The 19,426-nt window shown below is 35.6% G+C and carries 18 protein-coding genes; all 18 read right to left on the minus strand.

What is annotated here, in order from left to right; genetic code table 11:
* Positions 1–31: 31 nt before the first annotated feature.
* A complete protein-coding gene (gene flgL, locus BUA73_RS03425) occupies positions 32–1,369 on the minus strand; it encodes a flagellar hook-associated protein FlgL (RefSeq protein ID WP_072902387.1) in 1,338 nt (445 codons plus the stop codon).
* Positions 1,370–1,388: 19 nt separating this feature from the next.
* Entirely contained in the window at positions 1,389–3,152 is a 1,764-nt protein-coding gene (gene flgK / locus BUA73_RS03430; protein ID WP_072902389.1) for a flagellar hook-associated protein FlgK, read from the minus strand.
* A 4-nt stretch (positions 3,153–3,156) separates the two neighbouring features.
* Positions 3,157–3,570 carry a flagellar protein FlgN gene (locus BUA73_RS03435; RefSeq protein ID WP_072902392.1) on the minus strand — a complete coding sequence of 138 codons (414 nt, stop codon included), beginning with the start codon at positions 3,568–3,570 and terminating at the stop codon, positions 3,157–3,159.
* A gap of 16 nt (positions 3,571–3,586) precedes the next feature.
* A complete protein-coding gene (gene flgM / locus BUA73_RS03440) occupies positions 3,587–3,865 on the minus strand; it encodes a flagellar biosynthesis anti-sigma factor FlgM (RefSeq protein ID WP_072902394.1) in 279 nt (92 codons plus the stop codon).
* 160 nt (positions 3,866–4,025) lie between these two features.
* Positions 4,026–5,177 (minus strand): flagellar motor switch phosphatase FliY, encoded by a 1,152-nt coding sequence (gene fliY / locus BUA73_RS03445; protein WP_072902396.1) that lies wholly within the window; start codon positions 5,175–5,177, stop codon positions 4,026–4,028.
* Positions 5,170–6,168, minus strand: coding sequence for a flagellar motor switch protein FliM (fliM, locus tag BUA73_RS03450; RefSeq protein WP_072902399.1), 999 nt, complete (start codon positions 6,166–6,168; stop codon positions 5,170–5,172). The genes fliY and fliM overlap by 8 nt, the downstream gene beginning before the upstream one ends.
* 24 nt (positions 6,169–6,192) lie before the next feature.
* The gene (locus BUA73_RS03455) at positions 6,193–6,594 is read right to left on the minus strand and encodes a chemotaxis protein CheW (RefSeq protein ID WP_072902401.1); all 402 of its coding nucleotides are present in this window, start codon (positions 6,592–6,594) and stop codon (positions 6,193–6,195) included.
* Positions 6,595–6,606: 12 nt separating this feature from the next.
* Positions 6,607–6,969, minus strand: a complete 363-nt coding sequence (locus BUA73_RS03460; RefSeq protein WP_072902404.1) for a response regulator — start codon at positions 6,967–6,969, stop codon at positions 6,607–6,609.
* Between the two features lie 20 nt (positions 6,970–6,989).
* Complete coding sequence (locus BUA73_RS03465) at positions 6,990–7,589, minus strand: chemotaxis protein CheC (protein ID WP_072902406.1); 600 nt, start codon at positions 7,587–7,589, stop codon at positions 6,990–6,992.
* 15 nt (positions 7,590–7,604) lie between these two features.
* Positions 7,605–9,638, minus strand: a complete 2,034-nt coding sequence (locus BUA73_RS03470) for a chemotaxis protein CheA (RefSeq protein ID WP_072902409.1) — start codon at positions 9,636–9,638, stop codon at positions 7,605–7,607.
* Between the two features lie 12 nt (positions 9,639–9,650).
* Positions 9,651–10,418 (minus strand): CheR family methyltransferase, encoded by a 768-nt coding sequence (locus BUA73_RS03475; RefSeq protein WP_072902412.1) that lies wholly within the window; start codon positions 10,416–10,418, stop codon positions 9,651–9,653.
* Positions 10,419–10,420: 2 nt separating this feature from the next.
* Positions 10,421–11,485: a protein-glutamate methylesterase/protein-glutamine glutaminase gene (locus BUA73_RS03480; RefSeq protein ID WP_072902414.1), complete on the minus strand. Its 1,065-nt coding sequence runs from the start codon at positions 11,483–11,485 to the stop codon at positions 10,421–10,423.
* Between the two features lie 16 nt (positions 11,486–11,501).
* Positions 11,502–11,987 (minus strand): chemotaxis protein CheD, encoded by a 486-nt coding sequence (locus tag BUA73_RS13770; RefSeq protein ID WP_072902416.1) that lies wholly within the window; start codon positions 11,985–11,987, stop codon positions 11,502–11,504.
* Positions 11,988–11,999: 12 nt separating this feature from the next.
* Positions 12,000–12,452, minus strand: a complete 453-nt coding sequence (locus tag BUA73_RS13775) for a chemotaxis protein CheW (RefSeq protein ID WP_072902419.1) — start codon at positions 12,450–12,452, stop codon at positions 12,000–12,002.
* Positions 12,453–12,476: 24 nt separating this feature from the next.
* The gene (locus BUA73_RS03495; protein ID WP_072902421.1) at positions 12,477–14,270 is read right to left on the minus strand and encodes a DUF342 domain-containing protein; all 1,794 of its coding nucleotides are present in this window, start codon (positions 14,268–14,270) and stop codon (positions 12,477–12,479) included.
* A gap of 78 nt (positions 14,271–14,348) precedes the next feature.
* Positions 14,349–14,990 carry an HAD-IB family hydrolase gene (locus BUA73_RS03500; protein ID WP_072902423.1) on the minus strand — a complete coding sequence of 214 codons (642 nt, stop codon included), beginning with the start codon at positions 14,988–14,990 and terminating at the stop codon, positions 14,349–14,351.
* A 65-nt stretch (positions 14,991–15,055) separates the two neighbouring features.
* Positions 15,056–15,427 carry a DUF1292 domain-containing protein gene (locus BUA73_RS03505; protein ID WP_072902426.1) on the minus strand — a complete coding sequence of 124 codons (372 nt, stop codon included), beginning with the start codon at positions 15,425–15,427 and terminating at the stop codon, positions 15,056–15,058.
* A 267-nt stretch (positions 15,428–15,694) separates the two neighbouring features.
* On the minus strand, positions 15,695–19,216 hold the full coding sequence (gene nifJ, locus BUA73_RS03510; RefSeq protein WP_072902428.1) for a pyruvate:ferredoxin (flavodoxin) oxidoreductase: 3,522 nt from the start codon (positions 19,214–19,216) through the stop codon (positions 15,695–15,697).
* Positions 19,217–19,426: the final 210 nt, after the last annotated feature.

Here is a 19,426-nt window from a genome sequence, read left to right on the forward strand (position 1 = left end):
AAAATCACCTCCATTAACTTTAGTTAAACTTTTATCTCATATAATCCATTAACGTCGGTTGAAGTACTTTTGCACTAGTCTGCAGTGAAGCTAAGTAAACTGATTGCAACACTGCATATTCCATGGTCTTTTCCGTTATATCTATATCTTCTGTTTTAGATAAAATCTCAGTAAGATTAAAATTCTGCTCTATATTCTTTTCCTTTGCAGAATCCATCCTATTCTGTTTTGCACCAACCTCTGCCCTAACTCTTAGTACATTTTCCATGGCACTCTTTAACTCTGACAAATCTTCAGTAAGTAATTTTTCCACGGCTTTTTCATCTATTTCATTTCCATTGCTGTCTTTTCCGTCAAGATGATTGGTTATGGATTTTAAAAGTTGCCTAAAATCTTTGGAATCACCATTTTTGTCCCTAAAACTTAGCACATCAGTGGCTGTTACATTGTATCCAATAGTTACACCTTGAGATATCTCTACCAAAAGACTTTCAGATAAAATTTTGTTGGGCTGTCCATCTTCCGTATTGTACATTATTTCAGTATTGCCGTTGTCTACTTTAACAGAAGTGGTGATACTTTTTATGTCATTAACACTGTTTGGAATTGGACCTCCACCTGCATTACTTGTAACAGAAATATTTAGCTCTTTTCCAGTTTCATTTATGAATAAAAGCTTTCTATCCTTGTTGTTAGTTACAACCCTTAAGTCGTCCTTTTCATATTGTTCAGATATACTTTTATTTATTTCAGCTGCAATATCATCCAATGTTGGTTTGTCATTCAATGCCTTTAGATCCACCTCTATTTTTTTTGTTGGGTCCAAAGGATTATCTATACTAAGTTTTACATTTTTCCATTTTGCTATCTCATCTTTGTCATCGCTAAATTTGATACTAGCAGCATTATTGTAGCTTATACCACCAATTGTCTTAATAGGTTTAGTTGTGCCGCTTGTACCGGAAAAAATATATTTTCCATCAAAAGAAGTATTTAATATCTGACTTAATTCAGAAATCTTTTGATTTATTTCATCCTTGATAGCTCTTCTCTCTGAAGAACCATAGCCTGCATTTCCAGCAGATACCAGTAATTCATTAACCCTTTGCATCATCTGAGTTGTTTGATTTAATGCAGTGTCCGTTACATCTAAAAAATTAATGGCATCTTCTATATTTTTATTGTACTGCTTATTTGTACTTATATCGGTGTGCAATTGCATGGCCCTAGCCACCTTAAAAGGATCATCAGAAGGAAGCCTTACCTCTTTTCCAGAAGTCATTTGTTGCTGTAGTGTCTGCAAGTGATTAAGATTTCTATTCATGTCTGAAAGAAAAGAGGTAGCCAGCATTTTATTTGTTATTCTCAATTAATATCCCTCCCTTTCATTATCTAATCAATCCATTGACAACCACGTCAAGCAATTGATCAACTATAGATATTATCTTAGCATTGGCTTGGTAACAATGTTGAAATTGAATAAGGTTAGTCATTTCCTCATCCAAAGAAACGCCAGATTCCGAAGCTCTTCTCTCTTCAAAGTTTGAAAGCAATGTATTCTGATTGTTTACTATTCTCTTAGCCTCTGAACGCTGTATTCCCAACTGATCCACAATATCCTTAAAATACGCATCAGTTTTGGTTCCCGATTTATTTCCTTTAAGGATTATAGCACCATTCAACTCAGAAGACACCTCTGTTCCACCAAGGATTTTGTCTATGAAGTCCTCTTTATCAGTTATATCTTTGGAGTTGCAATTTGAAAAATCAATGAGAACTTGCTGAATTTGTGCAATGGCAAGAGCCCTAGAGCCATCCGATGCTCCACTGGCTGTGCCATCGTACTTACTGCCAGCTTTGATTTTCATAACATTTTCTAACAATTCTTTATTTATAGCTATATTTTTAGCATTTATCTTCATATCATCATGAGGTACTCCATCATTATTAACAAAAAATAAAGTTTTATCTGCATCTTCCTTAGGACTGTAAAGAGCATTTACAGCTATGGAAAAGCCCTTTGCCATCTTGTCCAGTTCTTCTTGATATTTATCTATATCCTTTTGAATGGAGATTAAGCCCTTGACTTCGCCATTGTCAGGCACAAACAATCCTAATTGTGACTTGATAGAATCAAATTTCTCACCTTTAATTTCTTTACTGTATGCCTGTCCATCTTCATCACAAAATATAATTCTGCTTTGTTCTATGTCCTTATATATAGAGTCTACCTTGTCTGCAGCTATATTCTTAATGGTTATCACTTCTTGTTCGTTTGTATTTCCCAGCTTTGAATACTTCAAAGTCAAAGTAAAAGTATTGTCATTCTCTTCCTTCTTCTCAATGGAATTAATATAAGAAAATCTGCTAACTGCATAATTAGGCTCTTTTCTAACAAGAAGTTCCTGTCCCACTGAAGGCACATTCTCAGTATTTCCCGGTTTGATATCTATAGAGTAAAATTCTTTTTTATCTATGTCTATATTAAAAGCTTTACTAAGTTTGTCAATCAATAAATCCCTTCTATCCATGAGATCATTGGGCTCTTGTCCAGCTATCTTTACATTCATTATCTGTTGATTTAAATCATCAATTTGATTCAGCATGCTATTCACATTGGTAACTTGCTGATTTATCTCTAAATGTATATTGTTCTTTGTATTTGTAAGTTGACTATAGGTATGATTTATTTCCTTCGCCAGAGCATCTGCCTGATTGGCTACCACTGTACGGGCATTGGAGTTTTCAGCTTGTTTTGATAAATCGTGCCAGGCCCCAAAAAATTGGCCGAACATAGTGGATAGACCGTGTTCCGTTGGTTCATTTAATATACTTTCAACCTCGCTAAGATACCTATCTCTGTATTCATATGTGCCCAATACCGTAACTTCTTTTCTTACCTGAAAGTCAAGAAAATGGTCTCGGATTCTGCTTATAGTTACAATTTGAGATCCTGTCCCAAGTTGACCCGGACTTATGGCAGAGTGCATGGAAGGCATAGAAAAAGGTTTTGTAGTCTGTAGTTCCGCCCTTTGTCTTGAATAACCTTCCGTATTGGCATTTGCGATGTTGTGTGATGTTACTTGTAATGCTTTTTGTTGCGAACTCATTCCTCTTGTTGATACTCCAAATGTTGCAAATAATCCTGACACATTATCACCTCTTCACTTTTCCATATGAATTATATGTTTTGGGAGTTTTCCCACTAGGATTTATAAAATCTAAAATTTGCGTTGTAAATCCTAGCCCTTGCCTTATGAGAATATCATTAGAATCCTTTTGTGTTTTTAGCTCATGAAGAAGATGTTGAATCTCTCTATAAAGCAAATCTAAATTTTCATTGCCAAAGTTTTTCACAATTTCTCTTATAGACTGTTCACCAGTTATACTTCTTCTCTCCATTTCCAGAGAAGCCACATCCTTATTGGCATTTTCAATTTTTTTTACTATGGCATCCAGGGCAAATACATCTTCTTTAGTAAGGTATTCGTGCTGTTGCTCTAATAAATTCAGCAGTATTTTTAAAGCTTCTTTTTCCTTTTCAAAAACATATATCAATTTTTCAATCATATATATCTCCTTACACCTATATTCCCTTATTTCCAAAGCTTGCAACTAATTTTTTAGCTAACTCCTCAGAAGAAACCTTATAATTTCCACTTTCAACTAGGGCTTTTATTTCCATCACCTTTTTGTCATCTGGTATTACAATTTCCTCTTTAAAAAATCTGCTTATATTCTTACCAGCTGAAGATATTTGTATGCTGTCATTTTCATTTTTTTGTCTCTCATTTGAGTTAGCTCTATTGCATTTCAATTTATATAAATTATTCACATTATTCATTGTAACATTATTAATTTTCAAAGTTACACCCCCTTGATTCGTCTCATATTTTATTATCGAGTTTTCTATATAAATGTTTAGAAGTATAGCAATTTTTTTATCCAATATGAATGATTTAATTCGCTCTATGTGTTAAATAATAAAAACCCGCCATGCGGGTTTTTATTATTTATAGCATAAACTATTTGCCCAGTGACCTAACGCGATCCTCTGAACTAACTATACTATTTATTCGGACTCCAAAGTTTTCATCCACAACTACAACTTCACCCATGGCAACTTTTTTTCCGTTTACCAATATTTCTACAGGTTCCTCAGCCAATTTATCCAGTTCAATAAGGGACCCAGACCCTAAATCCAATATGTCTCTGATATTCATTTTTGTTCTTCCAAGAACCACAGCAATGTCCAACTGTACATCTAATATAAGATCTATATTGTGAGGCATATCACCTAACTCACCGCCAGTAAGAGGTGGGAAAGTAGCCTGTTTCACGTTTACCGCTTGCCTTTCAACTGGTTTTTCTTCTATGTTACTTGCAACATATGAGCTGTTGGAGTAATTATAGCTATCATCTGGAGCTAACGTTGCTTCCTCAGCTTCAAATGTAGAATTGTCTACTTGCTGAGTATTTTCCTCAGTGTCATTTCCCATCATAATGTTTATTATGGTTTTTGCAGTATCTATAGGTAGAATTTGCATAATAGTGCTATCCACTAGATCTCCAATAGTCATGCTAAAGGCAACGCGAACGATAACCTCATCATTTCCAATGGATTTTGATAATATGTCAGTCTCATTATTCCACTGTATAGAAGTAGGTGGCGATATATTTACTTCCCTTCCAAACATAGTGGCCATGGAGGTCGCTGCAGAACCAATCATTTGATTCATAGCCTCCGACACAGCACTAACTTCCAGTTCACTTAGCGCCTCAATACTAGGATCCACCTCTCCATTGCCGCCCATCATGAGATTTGCAATAACTGCAGCATCAGATATTTTCATAACAAAAACATTTCCACCAACAATACCTGTCACATACTCCACATCTAGGGCAATATTAGGCACATCAAAAGTGCCTCTTAATTTTTTTAAAGTCGTTATTGCCACTGATGGCGTAGTTATATTTACAGGCTGGCCTATTATAGTGGACAATGTTGTTGAAGCTGAACCCATGGATATATTACCTAATTCACCCAGTATATCTTTATCTATTTCATTTAAAACTTCTTCCATGTCCTGGTCATTTGTTTCATTGTTTACGTCTACATTTCCTTCTCCAGCTAATAGAGAATTTATTTCTTCCTGTGATAGGAATCCATTATTCATAGTTCTCCACATCCTTATCTATAATATCCAAAATCTCTAACCCCTGGAACTTTCCTATTACACCTGGTTTAGCATAATAGTAAGGCTTATCATCAATATATATGCTAACAGGTTCATCAACCTTATTGTTTAGCGTCATCACATCTCCCGGAGAAAGCCTTAAAAAATCCTCAATGGTTATCTGGGTTTTGCCCAATAAAGCGACGACTTCCACTGCCACATGATCTAATTTATTTCTCAGGTTAAGAGAATCTTCTTCACGAGTTTCATCCTGAATGTTACTTCCCTTAAATAAGTACTGTACCTCAAGTTTACCCAAAACTTTTTCAATGCTAAGGAAAGGAATACATATATTCAGGAAGGTACTACTTCTACCCATATCTACTGTAAATGTAATAAGCGCAACAGGTTCATTGGGAGCCAATGTTTGGTTAAGAGCAGGATTGGTTTCTAAGCTTTCCATTTCTGGTTCCACATCTAAAATATCTTCCCAAGCCAACTTCATATTTTCAATGAGACCCTTATTAATTCTCCAAATAATATTTTTATCTATATCAGAGAGCTCTCTTGCCTTTATTTTTCTATCACCTTTACCACCTAAAAGCACATCAATTATTTTGAATACAAAATCTGGATTTGTCTCAAAGATAAGTGACCCTAGTAGTGGTTGCATTGAAAACAAGGTCAATACCGTAGGATTAGGCACAGAATGTATAAATTCCTCATAGGTTATCTGTTGAATAGTTTCAATCTTAACCTTAATATTGTTCCTAACTTGAGCAGTAAGGTAAGTGGAAATTATACGACTATAGTTGTTGTAAATAAGCTCTAAAGTCCTTAAATGCTCCTTTGAAAACTTTTGAGGACTTCTGAAATCGTATTTCTTTACCTTGTGCTGTTCTTCCTCATGAAGATTTTCCGGTTCAAGTTCACCTGATGACAAAGCTGACAATAGAGCATCTATTTCACCCTGCGATAAAACATCAGCCATAATTCTACCTCTTTTCTAAAAGTTTTAACACTTTGGTATCAGTTTATTGATATCCACAAGGGTTATAATCCTTTCCTGGAACTTGATTATGCCTCTGAAGTACGGCTTATCTTTGGCATCGTCTATTTTTTCTAGACTACTCTCTTCAACTTCCAGAACTTCCTTTACCTCATCTACAGCTATTCCCACAGCTTCGTCTTCTAAATTCATTATTATTATGCTGCTGCTCTCGTCACTCTGAGGTAAATTCATTAATAAATTTATGTTTAAAAGTGAGCTCACATTTCCACGAAGATTGATAAGACCCATTATATATTCTGGAGCCCTAGGAACCTTTGTGATTTCCATCATATCATTTATGCTTTTAACCACATCTGTACTCACTGCAAATTGTTCATCTAACAATCTGAATACAATAACTTGCATAATTTATTCCTCCTAGCCAACAACTTTTTTTATGGCCTCAAGAACTCTGTCTGCCTGGAATGGCTTCACAATAAAATCCTTGGCTCCCGCTCTTATAGCATCCATAACCATGGTTTGTTGCCCCATAGCACTACACATAATTATTTTTGCGTTTGGATCAAACTTTCTGATTTCTTTTACTGCCTGTATCCCATCCATTTCAGGCATTGTTATGTCCATTGTAACTATATCAGGTTTTTCACTTTTATACAATTCCACACCCTTAATACCATTACTTCCTTCACCTACTACTTCAAATCCGTTTTTTTCTAAAATATCCTTAATCATCATTCTCATGAAAGCTGCATCATCAACTATTAACACTTTAGTTGCCATTTTATAATCCCTCCATTAACCTATATTCCTAAAGAACCCAATATTTTTTCTAAAGCTCCAGGAATAGGTATAAAATAAAAATTTCCCGTTGTCTTGTTATTACCTTCCTGAATAAAAGATGTTTCTATGTCCAATACGTACTCGTCGTATTGACCTGACTCCATAAACACAGTGGTCAGCATTGCACCAAGCATATCGCAATTTATAGCAGGCACAGATGACATCATAGCTAAATTTGTGAACTTACTAATTGAATTCATGTATGACGACGATATAATGTTGCCTACCTCGCAAAGTGCTGACATTGCCATATCATTCATTTCTGTTATATGGTCTCCCATAAGATTTCTAACTATATTTAAAGCACTTTCCTCTTCAAATACAAATAAAATATTGCCAGGACAGTCACCAAGTACTCTAACTAAAACACCTATAACAATTTTCTCGGCCAAACCATTTTTGTAAAACTCATCAAAAGGTACAATGTTTACATTTGGCACTGTAATGTCTACTTTTTTATTTAAAAGCTGTGATAGTGCCGTGGCAGAATTGCCAACTCCAATATTTCCAACTTCTTTTAGGGCATCCAGTTGCATAGAAGAATAATCTTTATAACTCATATATCCTCTCCTTAACTATATAAGTGAAGCCACATCAAGAATAAGAGTAACAAGTCCATCCCCAAGTATTGTAGCTCCAATATATTCTTTTAGACTCTGCAATGTTTTGCCAAATGGTTTTATTACTATTTCCCTTTGCCCTAGCAGTGAATCTACTAGGAGACCAACTGTTTTATCTCCCACTTTGGCAATTACAACATACTTTTTGCTTTCAACCTCTGGAAGATTAAGTTTTCTATTTATCCTAATAAGGGGAATTACATTTCCACTGTATAAAATCACTTCTTTTCCATTAGTTTTTTTAACCATGTTATCTGTAAAATCCAATACTCTATCGATGTATCCCAGCGAAATCGCCATGGTCTCATTTTCTATTCTAACTAGCAAAGCCTTAATTATTTGCAAAGTCAAAGGAAGCTTTATGGTAAATGTAGAACCTTTTCCCTGTTCTGAAACAAGATCCACAGTGCCTCCAAGGGAAGTAATCTTTGTCATCACCACATCCATACCTACGCCTCTACCGGATATATCAGTGACTTTTTCGTTAGTACTGAAGCCCTGATCAAAAATCAAGTTCTTTAATTGGTCATCATTTAGACCTTCAGTATTGATTCCCTTTTCTTCAGCCTTTGCCTTTACTCTTGCCACATTTATGCCGGCGCCATCATCCTCCACCTTAATTACAGCCTTTGTACCTTCTTGGTATGCAATAAGTCTTATCTGACCTACAGCAGGTTTTCCGGCTTTAAGCCTTGTTTCCTTATCCTCGATGCCATGATCTGCTGAATTTCTAAGAAGGTGAATCAAAGGTTCTCCTATTTCATCTATTACAGTCCTGTCCAGCTCGGTATCTTGTCCCTCTATTATAAGTTCCATATCCTTGCCAAGTTCCACAGACAAGTCCCTAATCATCCTTGGAAATCTATTAAACACAGTTTCAAGAGGAAGCATTCTTATTTTCATAACTAGCTCCTGAAGATCAGTGGTAGTTCTTCCTATTTGCTCTAAGGTCTCATTAAACTCTGTTACTTTTTCGTTAGATGCTATCTGTTCCAATCTTGTCCTGTGAATAACAAGTTCAGAAACCATGGTAAGAAATTTGTCCAACCTCTCCAAATCAACTCTTACAGATTGATGAGATTTCTTGTGGGAAGAATCAGTGTTTTGCCTTTTAACTGTTTCTTTGTTATCAGGTATTTTAGCCTTTACTTCTTCCTTCAATACCTGAGTTTCAATTTCAGCATGCTGTATTGTGTTTTCACTAATTTTGTTTTCATTGCATTTTATCTCAACTACATCCACGCTTTTTATCTCCGACACACCCATTATGGCTTGCTGTATCTCTTCCTTTGTGTTTCGAGATACTATTATAATGTTAATATTGTAATCGAAGTTTTCATTTTCGATGTCATCTGTAGATGGCATGGATTTTATTACTTCACCCAATTCCTCAACAACTCTAAAAACCAAGAAAGCTCTTGCAGATTTAAGTATGGTGTTTTCATCCAAATTAATATCCACATCATAGGACATAAAACCCTTGTCTTCAGCCTGTTTTATTATATTGATGTCGTACTCATTGAGTTCACATCTTAAATTCCTTGTCTCTTCTTCAACACAAGGCTTACATTCATAGGGTTCCTCTTTCGGTTCCTCTATTACATCAGCGGATTGGTTCTGTATATCCTGTAATCTCTGAATTATATCGCTTACATCTACTTTTTCATCGTTTTCTTCAGAAATATTATCAACCATAAGCTCCAAAGTGTCAAGACATTTAAACAAAGTAGTGACAACATGAGCCGTCACCGTCATCTCTCCATTTCTAAACTTAGACAAAACATCTTCCATCTTATGCGTGAGCTCTGCCATATCTGAAAATCCCATGGTAGCAGCCATTCCTTTAATCGTGTGAGCGACCCTGAATATTTCATTTAGCTTATCCACATTTGTTGGATCTTGCTCTAACTCAAGAAGAGATTCATTCAACGTCTGTAAATTATCCATGGATTCTTCTAAAAACATAGACATGTATTGTGATGTATCCATCCTTCATTCCCCCTATATCTTTTTGTAAATAAATGTGGAAACTTTTTCAAACCCATATTTTCTATAACTATATATACTTTCAGTAGCACCAACAAAAAGTAATCCACCTTGTTTTAGGGATTGGCTGAATCGAGTATATATTCGTTCTTTGGCTTCTTCATTAAAATATATAACCACATTTCTACTTATGATTGCATCAAAGTCCTTTTCATATATATCATTAATAAGATCATGCCGCTTAAATGTAACTAAATTTTTGATTTCTGTCTTTACTTTATATTTATCGTCAATTTTATCGAAATATTTACGTAAAAAATCCATTTTTATATTTTTAATTTCTGCATTAGTATAAATGCCTTCCTTTGCTTTTTTTAATATGGTGGCATCAATATCCGTAGCTAGTATTCTTGTAGAACTCGGAGTGTTCATATTTTTTACAATCATTGCAATGGAATAAGGCTCAGAGCCATTAGAACATGCTGCACTCCATATATTTATTCTTCCTGAACGGCTCTTGATGTAATCCGTAAGGGCATCCTCAAATTCCTTAAATATATCGGGATTTCTAAAAAACTCCGTTACATTAATAGTTATAAAGTCCATAAACTTTTGTTTAGTCTGAGGATTCTTGTCCATATATGCCACAAAGTCCTGTGCATTATTTATACCCAATCTCTCCATAAAGCTATTTATTCGCCTGTGAAGTTGATTGGATTTATATGCAGTAAAATCTATACCATATTCTTTTTTAACCCATTTCCCTAAATAATCAAAGTCCATGACTAAACTCCTCTCTTCATGACTATTTCCGTAATTCTTTTTGCCGCATTGTCCAGTGAAACCACTTCATCAACTTTGCCCGTGGCAAAAGCTGCCTTTGGCATTCCATACACAGTGCTACTTCTTTCATCTTGACATAAAGTTATCCCACCACCATCTTTTACAACTGCAGTTCCATCTGCTCCATCTCGCCCCATGCCCGTCAAAATTAAACTGAGCAAGTTTGAGTTGTACACTTCTACTGCAGAGAAAAACAATTTATCCACGGCAGGTCTGACTCCCCATATTGGTTCACTTTCATCCAATTTGAGGCGATTACCCTGGGATACCTTTAGGTGATACCCGGCTTTTGCTATATAAACAGTGTTTTTTTCTATGACCATATTGTTTTCCGCTTCCACCACTGACATCTTGCTATTATTGTTCAGCCTTTCTGCAAAGGATTTTGTAAATCCTACGGGCATATGTTGAACTACAAAGATGGGTATATCCAACTTAGGTAGATTGGTTATAACCTGAAACAATGCCTTAGGTCCTCCTGTTGATGCGCCGATTAGAATAGCCTTTATATTTTTACTTTTGTTCACAACCTTTGGCGATTTTCCAAAGGATTGCACAAGGGGAATTTCCTTTTCCTTGGGGGACCAACTTGCGGGAATAAACCTTCTGCTGTTTTTAGCCTCCCTTATCTTATCTATTAACTCATCCTTTACCTTATTTATGTCTAAAGATATGGAACCTGATGGCTTTGATATAAAATCAAAAGCCCCCAATTGAAGGCATTCCATTGTTATATCTGCTCCCGATTTTGTAAGGGAGCTAAGCATAATAACAGGCACCTGTATGTGGCTTTGTTGTAATATACTCAAGGTTTCAATGCCATTTACCACAGGCATTTCCACATCTAGAGTTATGACATCTGGCATAGGACTTAGTTTTTTTAGCAGTTCATCTCCATTTTTAGCTGTATTGATTACTTCCATATCATCTTGAGAATTTATCATATCAGAGATTATTTTTCTCATTAGCGCTGAATCATCTACAACAACAACCTTTATCTTACTCACTTCACCCACTCCAACTCTATATTTCCTTTGTGGCAACTCCGATAACTTTAACAGTAAGTTTACCACTTTCAGTACACAATTTTATAGTTCTTCCTTTATTGCCACCTGTATCCTCACTTAAAATTGATATATTTAGCTTTTTCAATGTTTCCTTCACTGCATTTACATTTCGCTCTCCGATGTTCATAGTCATCTTTTGATCACTGAAGTTAAACATTGCAGCACCACCAGCAATCTTTGCCTTTAAGTTTCTCTTACTACACCCCATGCGAAGAAGTTTGTCGATAAGCATAGGAATAGCTAAATCTGCAAATTTCATTTTATTAGTCACATTTGAAAACTGCGAACTATCAGGTAGCATAATGTGAGCAAGACCTCCAATTTTTGTAACACTGTCGTATATGGCAATGCCCACACAGGATCCCAGCCCAATTGTTATTAAGGGTATAGGTGACTTGGCGGTATTAAGATCACCTATGCCAATCTTTATCTCTTCTTGCATAATTTTATCCACCTATATATCCATTTGTTCTTTATCAAATTCCGATAATATATATTTAGTATCAAGGGAAATAATGATATTACCTTTCAACTTAATAAGTCCATTTACATATTTTTTAGATATACCGTTAGTCACATTAGCATTCTTTTCAATATCTTTTTCATGCACATTGATTACTTCCGATACCTCGTCCACAACAATACCCATATGCTTTCCGTCACATCTAGTTACGATGACCTTAGATTCCTTAGTAACATCGCAAGAGTCAATGTTGAATTTCTTGGCCAAATTGATTATTGGGAGAATCCTGCCCTCATAATCCTTCACTCCATCCACAAAACTTGGCATTTCTGGTATCTTTGTTGTCTCTTCATAAGCTAATATTCTCTCAATCTGCATGATATCTAGAGCATAATACTCATTTTTCAGCATAAATATCAATACCTTAATCTCTTTATTTTCCATATAACATTCCTCCTACCCTTTCTACTACGCATTAAATTTATCAACCATAAGCTCACCATTTGATGATAAATACACGTGAATATCTTTACTTGGCTTCTCCAAAGTGTATTGATATGTTCCCACAGTAAACTTTGTGTTATGATACGCAAAGTTGGCAAAGATTTCGCCCTGTTTGTCCACCTTTAGCTCTGTTTTTACACCAGCGTCACTGCCTATAAAGTTACATTTTATTATATTACCAGCTTGTATGATTCCACCTCTAGATACAGATCTTATGCCAGTTATATATACACTATCCCCTGCCATAATATTTGATTGATATTGCCCTCGTCCATTTATATATACATTTCCAGTGGCATTTATAACACTGTCTTGACAGTAGGATAACTTTATATCAGCCTTTGAAGAGTTGTCAACCACTAGCCTATGTATTTCATCATTCAGTGCTATTATCAACTCTTGCAACACATCATATTTCTCTATGGTTAGTGGACCGCCTCCTAACAATCGCATTTTCAGATTTATGTAAAGCTTTTTATTGCAATTGTCAAAGGCCAAATAAACTCTTAAAAAATCTGAAACTTTATTGGTGAGATTCCTGAATTTTCTTTCCAGGAGTATTTTAATCAATTCTCCTGGCCTAACAGGTTGTCCAAGCGTATTTTGTTTTTCGATTTGCATACAATCACCATAAAGCTCTTCTAAAGATATAGATATTGACTTCATTTTTTCTCTTATAATGCTGTTTGCATTTTCTATTCCTCCAGCATTGATATTTGACAAAAGACTATTTCCACTTATCTCTATGTTTCCATTGGATTTTATCACTGAATTAGCTACAGATTTATATATCTCTACCCCTGCAGTGCCTTCAACCTCCATGCCCTCGAGAACATGACCGTATACAACTACATGACCTGAAAATTTAATATTTCCAGTGCTAAGATCCACATTACTTCTTACTTCGTGTAGCTCAGATACTGAAAACTTTCCGCCATTGTAAAGGGGCTTTCCTTTTAGTGTGGATTTTATCTGATTTCCAAATTGCTCACATCCACTTCCACAAACAATCTTTAAAGGCTTGGGCTTTGGAACTTTAATTATCTTTCCTCTAACTGAAACTCCATCACTGCCCTGGTTTCCCTCAATTATCTGTGCCAACAGCTGACCTGGCTCAACAGATACTATTTGCCCAATAGACTTATAATCTACATTTCCCTTTAAATCTTCTTTAAATTTAGGTGGTTTAATCTTAAATTTTATATCCACTTTATCAGGGACAGGCGCCACAGGATCCAAACCTTCTGCTACCAGTCCTTCCGTAAAATCGTAGGATGTCATGGCAGCCTCTATAACTTCCCTATCAATACCATATGAAATGCCTGCGCTTACAAGAGCCTTTTCAATCTCTTCTCTGGTATATAGTGGTGGTAATATCTCTTCCTTTTTTTCTATATCAAAGGATGTAAATTTTGCAAATTGTTGGTCCTTCAATTTATACCTGATGCCTGGCTCATAGGATACAGATAGAATAGCCTTCATTTCATTGTCCTTGCATAAAACCTTCATATTTCTTAAGGCAACTTTTTCAGGTATTTCGTACGTTACATCAGTGTAGCTGAAAACGTCAGTCTTCGTTTGTACTTTTTCACCACTGACGAAAACAAATAACTTAGATGAAGGAATTATATATGCAGGCTCGCCATGGCCCTCAGGATTATTAACTACAATCCTGCCATTTACTACACCAATACTCCCATCTTTATTGTTTACGTCTTTTGGCATATTGTTATCTTTAATTTCTAAATCCATACTCATCTAATTCCCCCTATGTTGGAACAAACAAATAATAATATATATTTATTATTATCGTTTAAAATTTTATTTACTTTAACACTATTCCCATTGCAACACTGGAAAGTTCGCTCTCCTCTTGTAATTTATAAGATAGGGTTTTCCAACTAAATTTAAAAGTGGAGAGTCGGATAAAGAGTCAGAAAACATATATGAGTTTTTGTAGTCTACTTCTTTTATGCCCCTCTCACTTAGAAAACTGTTGAGCCTACTAATTTTCTCTTGTCCCTTGCAATTTTTCCCTTCAATTACATTAATATAAGAATTGTTTTGTATCTTCACCCTAGTACCAATTATTTTAGCAACACAACCCAAGTCATATAAAGTGTTAAGATAAAACTCCGGCGAGGCAGAAATAAGAATCACCATATAGCCACTATCCCTTAATTCCATCATCTTATCTATGCCGTCTTTGTACAATATATTTTTAAGGCATTCATGGTAGAATTGTTTGCATATTTTATTCATATCCTCCACAGAAATGCCCTTAATAAAACTCATAAAAATTTCCTTCGTCCTTTTTTCCTTGTGTATTCCAAGCCCATAGCAAAGCCCTGAGTACAAAACCTTGGGAAAATATTTAATGTATTTCTTGTTCTTTTTTATCATAAACCGATAAAACTGCAACAGAGTTTCCTTTTTAGTAATAGTAAAATCTATATCAAACAAAGCTAACTTTTCCATCTTTACTTTATCTCCATTCCATATTTAGAAAAGCCATTGAATAATCAATGGCTTTTGTTTAAACTCTATTCTTCTTCTTCATCTTCCTCTTCACTAGCAAGAAGGTTTTCATAGTAATCTTTTACTTCGTTGAATTCTTCTTCAGATGGAACGACTAGTTCTCCCATATCATCATCCTCATTACCTTCAACTTTGAAAATGTAATATGATTCATCTTCAGGGTTTAATAAAACCGCATATTCTTTATCCTTGTAGTCAAAACCATCAATTACATCGCAAAGTATAGGATTTCCATTTTCGTCCTCTAACTCTACTTGCATAACTTCTAGTTCTTCTTCTCCACAGCCACAGCAGCAACCACATTCATGATCGTGTTCCTCATGGTTTTCACAATTGCAAGTAGCATCCTCACAGCATTTTTTATCTTTCTCAGTCATTTTCATACCTCCTAAAATGGTTTATGTGATGGCTAGCCGTTTTAACACACCCTCCTCTTATAGGAGGGCGATGACATCGGACACGCCCCTATATAACGACTTCTAACCTTCACCTGGGGTTAAAACTCCACGTGAAGCTAAGAATTCTGTTTATGTTATAATGATACCCTTAAATAGAGAATATTAAAAGCCTTTTTTAAAATTATTTTGATTTTACAAGAAAAAAATCGCACTTCAAATTGAAGTACGATTTTTTATTAAAATTTATTAGTCGTTTTTAGCCAATTTCTTGTAGTTTTCAAGTCTTTCATTTGCATCTTTTTCAGTCTTAGCATATAATTCAGCTGCTAAATCTGGTTTTATTTTCTCAAGAGAAGCGTATCTTACTTCACCCTTTAAGAAATCGATGAATGATGCTGTAGGCTCTTTTGAATCAAGTGAGAATGGATTCTTACCTTCTTCTTTAAGATCTGGGTTGTATCTGTACAATGCCCAGTATCCACATTCAACAGCCTTTTTAGCCTCTAATTGAGTGCATCCCATACCAATCTTTATACCATGGTTGATACATGGAGCATAGGCAATTATTAATGAAGGTCCGTGATATGCTTCTGCCTCTGCGATAGCCTTTATAGCCTGGTTCTTGTCAGCACCCATAGATATCTGTGCAACATATACATAACCGTAGCTCATAGCCATCATACCAAGGTCTTTCTTCTTAGTTCTCTTTCCACCAGCGGCAAACTTAGCTATTGCTGCAGTTGGAGTAGCTTTTGAAGACTGACCTCCTGTGTTAGAGTAAACTTCTGTATCAAATACGAATATGTTTACATCTTCGCCTGATGCAAGTACGTGGTCAACACCGCCGTATCCGATATCATAAGCCCATCCGTCTCCACCAAATATCCACTGAGATTTCTTAACTATGAAATCTTTCATCTCTAAGATCTTAGAAGCAAGATCATTAGCTTTTTCAGCTTCAAGTAATGGCAATAATCTATCTCTTATTTCCTTAGTCTTTTCGCCTTCAAATCTGTTATCAAGTAATTCCTGTAATGTAGATTTTAATTCAGAGCTTAAATCGCTGTTTTGAGCTTCTGTGGCTAAGTCAAATAATTTTTCTCTCATCTGGTTAGCTCCAAGGAACATACCTAAACCGAACTCTGCATTATCTTCGAATAATGAGTTAGCCCATGCTGGTCCTCTTCCTGCTGCGTCCTTAGTATATGGAGTTGAAGGAGCACTACCACCCCAAATTGAAGAACATCCAGTTGCGTTGGAAACCATCATTCTATCTCCAAATAACTGAGTTATTAGCTTAGCATATGGAGTTTCTCCACATCCTGCGCAAGCACCTGAGAACTCTAAAAGTGGAGTCTCAAACTGACTTCCTTTTACAGTGTTTTTGTTCATTGGGTTTTTCTTTGGAAGTTTTATAGCATAGTCAAAAGCATCTTGTTTATCTAATTGAGTGTGAGCTGGCTGCATAACAAGAGCTTTCTTTGGTGCTGGACATACTTCAGCACAGTTTCCGCATCCTGTACAATCTAATTCACTTACAACGATAGAGAACTTGTATTCTTTTAATGCTGGACCACCAGTAGCTGGTTTAGCATTTAAGTTTGCAGGAGCATTGTTCATCTCTTCATCAGTTAATAAAACTGGTCTTATACAAGCATGTGGACATACAAATGAACACTGGTTACACTGTATACAATTGTCTAAATTCCACTCTGGAAGATTAGTTGCTATTCCTCTCTTCTCGAAAGCAGCTGTTCCTGCTGGGAATGTACCATCAACGCCCTCTGTAAATGCGCTAACTGGTAACTTGTCTCCCTCTTGTCTATTTATAACGTCTACTATTTCAGTTATAAACTTAGGTTTGTTGTTGCTTTCACAGTTGCATTCTTCCTTTGCATCTTTCCATGAAGCTGGAACCTCCACTTTAACTATAGCATTGACACCCTGATCTATAGCATCGTGGTTCATTTTAACAACTTTTTCACCTTTTTTACCGTAAGATGTTACAACAGCATCCTTTAAGTATTTTAATGCTTCTTCTAAAGGAATGATGTTAGCTAATTTGAAGAATGCTGATTGCATGATCATGTTGATTCTTCCGCCAAGACCTATTTCCTCTGCAATCTTAACTGCATCTATAGTGTAGAATTCTATGTTGTGTTCAGCAATGTATTTTTTCATTTTAGCTGGTAGATGCTGTTCTAATTCTTCCGCATTCCATATACAGTTAAGTAAGAACTTACCGCCATCTTTTATACCATCTAATACGTCATATTTGTATACATATGACTGGTTGTGACAAGCAACATAATCAGCCTTATTTATTAAGTAAGGTGATTTTATCTTTTCCTTACCAAATCTTAAGTGAGATACAGTTATACCACCTGATTTTTTAGAGTCATATGAGAAGTAACCCTGAGCATACATGTCTGTATGGTCACCGATGATTTTTATAGCTGATTTATTTGCTCCAACTGTTCCGTCAGAACCTAATCCCCAGAACTTACAAGCCTTTGTTCCCTCTGGAGTAACATCTACTTCTGAAGTTATTTCAAGAGATGTGTTAGTTACATCGTCAACTATACCTATTGTAAAGTTGTTCTTTGGTGCATCCTGCTTTAAGTTATCAAATACAGCTATTATCTGAGCTGGAGTTGTATCCTTTGAACCTAAACCAAATCTACCACCAACTACAACTGGTCTGTTTTCAACGTTGAATAATGCATTTGTTACGTCAAGGAATAATGGCTCTCCTATAGAACCTGGTTCCTTTGTTCTGTCAAGAACAGCAATCTTCTTAACTGAAGCTGGAACAGCTTTTAAGAAGTGTTCTATTGAGAATGGTCTGTATAAGTGAACTGATAATAAACCTACCTTTTCACCCTTTTTATTTAAATAATCAATTGTTTCTTCTGCAACATCGCAAACAGAACCCATAGCAATGATCATTCTATCTGCATCTTGTGCTCCGTAGTAGTTAAATAAATGGTAGTCTGTTCCTATCATCTTGTTTACTTCGTCCATAAAGTGTTCAACTACTGCTGGTAATTCATTGTAATAATTGTTGGAAGCTTCTCTTCCTTGGAAGTATATATCTGGATTTTGAGCAGTACCTCTTGTTACTGGATGTTCTGGATTTAATGCATTTTTTCTAAATGCCTTTATATCATCCTGAACTTCTTCAGCAAGCTGTGCAAGCTGTGAGAAATCCCAAGTTTCGATTTTCTGTACTTCGTGTGAAGTTCTAAATCCATCAAAGAAATGCATAAATGGAACTTTTCCTTTAATTGCTGCCAAGTGTGCAACAGCAGCTAAATCCATAGATTCCTGTACGCTGTTTGAAGCAAGAAGAGCAAAGCCTGTCTGCCTTGCTGCCATTACGTCCTGATGGTCTCCAAAGATTGAAAGTGCGTGTGTAGCAAGAGCTCTAGCACTTACATGGAATACTCCTGGCAATAATTCTCCGGCAATTTTGTACATATTAGGAACCATCAATAAAAGTCCCTGTGATGCTGTATATGTTGTAGTTAAAGCACCTGCCTGTAGAGAACCGTGAACCGCACCAGCAGCACCAGCCTCTGACTGCATTTCCATAACTCTTACAGTTTGTCCAAATAGGTTCTTCATTCCTTGCGATGACCATTCGTCAACTTTTTCTCCCATTGGAGAAGAAGGTGTAATTGGGTAAATTGCAGCTACATCAGTGAATGCATAGGAAACATGAGCAGCGGCAGTATTACCATCCATAGTTTTCATTTTTCTATTCATCGTAAACCCTTCCTTCAGAATATATTTTAAGCCTTAGCTTATTATAGCAACTCATTTTTTCATGATACTACATACTAAATATACACTTTTGATTTAAAAATGTAAATAGAAAATGCATTAATTTTTGCATTTTTAAGCTCTTATCAATGCTTTCTATAATAAATTGCCATATCATTTGTTATTTTATATATGTTTTTAACTATCGAAAAG

Origin of the sequence: Hathewaya proteolytica DSM 3090, from assembly GCF_900142225.1 — a bacterium.
In the GTDB taxonomy this organism is placed as follows: Bacteria; Bacillota; Clostridia; order Clostridiales; family Clostridiaceae; genus Hathewaya; species Hathewaya proteolytica.

Excerpts from the sequence above, each read along its gene's own strand:
- BUA73_RS03435 (WP_072902392.1), bottom strand. The coding sequence starts at position 3,570 with ATGATTGAAAAATTGATATATGTTTTTGAAAAGGAAAAAGAAGCTTTA.
- fliY (WP_072902396.1), bottom strand. The coding sequence starts at position 5,177 with ATGAATAATGGATTCCTATCACAGGAAGAAATAAATTCTCTATTAGCT.
- fliM (WP_072902399.1), bottom strand. The coding sequence starts at position 6,168 with ATGGCTGATGTTTTATCGCAGGGTGAAATAGATGCTCTATTGTCAGCT.
- BUA73_RS03455 (WP_072902401.1), bottom strand. The coding sequence starts at position 6,594 with ATGCAAGTTATTGTATTCAGATTGTTAGATGAACAATTTGCAGTGAGT.
- BUA73_RS03460 (WP_072902404.1), bottom strand. The coding sequence starts at position 6,969 with ATGGCAACTAAAGTGTTAATAGTTGATGATGCAGCTTTCATGAGAATG.
- BUA73_RS03465 (WP_072902406.1), bottom strand. The coding sequence starts at position 7,589 with ATGAGTTATAAAGATTATTCTTCTATGCAACTGGATGCCCTAAAAGAA.
- BUA73_RS03470 (WP_072902409.1), bottom strand. The coding sequence starts at position 9,638 with ATGGATACATCACAATACATGTCTATGTTTTTAGAAGAATCCATGGAT.
- BUA73_RS03475 (WP_072902412.1), bottom strand. The coding sequence starts at position 10,418 with ATGGACTTTGATTATTTAGGGAAATGGGTTAAAAAAGAATATGGTATA.
- BUA73_RS13770 (WP_072902416.1), bottom strand. The coding sequence starts at position 11,987 with ATGCAAGAAGAGATAAAGATTGGCATAGGTGATCTTAATACCGCCAAG.
- BUA73_RS13775 (WP_072902419.1), bottom strand. The coding sequence starts at position 12,452 with ATGGAAAATAAAGAGATTAAGGTATTGATATTTATGCTGAAAAATGAG.
- BUA73_RS03495 (WP_072902421.1), bottom strand. The coding sequence starts at position 14,270 with ATGAGTATGGATTTAGAAATTAAAGATAACAATATGCCAAAAGACGTA.
- BUA73_RS03500 (WP_072902423.1), bottom strand. The coding sequence starts at position 14,990 with ATGGAAAAGTTAGCTTTGTTTGATATAGATTTTACTATTACTAAAAAG.
- BUA73_RS03505 (WP_072902426.1), bottom strand. The coding sequence starts at position 15,427 with ATGACTGAGAAAGATAAAAAATGCTGTGAGGATGCTACTTGCAATTGT.
- nifJ (WP_072902428.1), bottom strand. The coding sequence starts at position 19,216 with ATGAATAGAAAAATGAAAACTATGGATGGTAATACTGCCGCTGCTCAT.